Below are 522 nucleotides of genomic sequence, written 5' to 3'. Positions count from 1 at the left end.
CCGATTTGCATTCCGGCGCAGGAATCGTCAGGTCGCGCATTTCGAGCGCGGAAGCCGCGCAGGAGAGGATGCAAACGACATACGCGGCGAGGGGAACAGGCGTAAAGCGCACGATTATCGTCCTCCAAAAGAGCAAGCGCGGTGCCGTTCGGTCTGCGGCGGCGAAACCGTCATAACTGCGCTTACAGCTATCGCCGTCAGGTAGTCGCGCGAAACGGCAACAGGGATTAGCAGCAACGGCGGGGAATGACTGCCGGAGATTCGGGAACACCGCCGCCGGCACCATACCCGCTGTAAACACAAAGAATACGCACGCGCCGAACGTCCCGGAAAAGACCGACGAGCTCCGCGGAAGCAGAACTCGGCAGCGCCGCCTTTCCCCGAAGGCTTCAGAGCCTCCCCCGAAAGTCTTGGGGCGTTCCCCGAAGGTTCCGGGGCTTCCCCCCAATAGTCTGGGTATTCCCCCAAAGGCTTCGGGGCGCTTCCCCGTTTCGCCGCTCCTTCGGTCTGCTTCCTTGATAA

At 61.7% G+C, this 522-nt stretch carries 1 protein-coding gene; it reads left to right on the top strand.

Features of this window, described 5'->3' with window-relative positions:
* Positions 1 to 205: hypothetical protein (locus tag AWU74_RS12905; protein WP_238580256.1), on the top strand; the 205-nt coding region annotated here is incomplete at its 5' end.
* Positions 206 to 522 lie beyond the last annotated feature (317 nt).

The sequence above is a fragment of the Treponema endosymbiont of Eucomonympha sp. genome (assembly GCF_001028545.1).
Note: the sequence above shows the minus strand (reverse complement) of the source record. Positions and strands in the feature narration are given on the sequence as shown.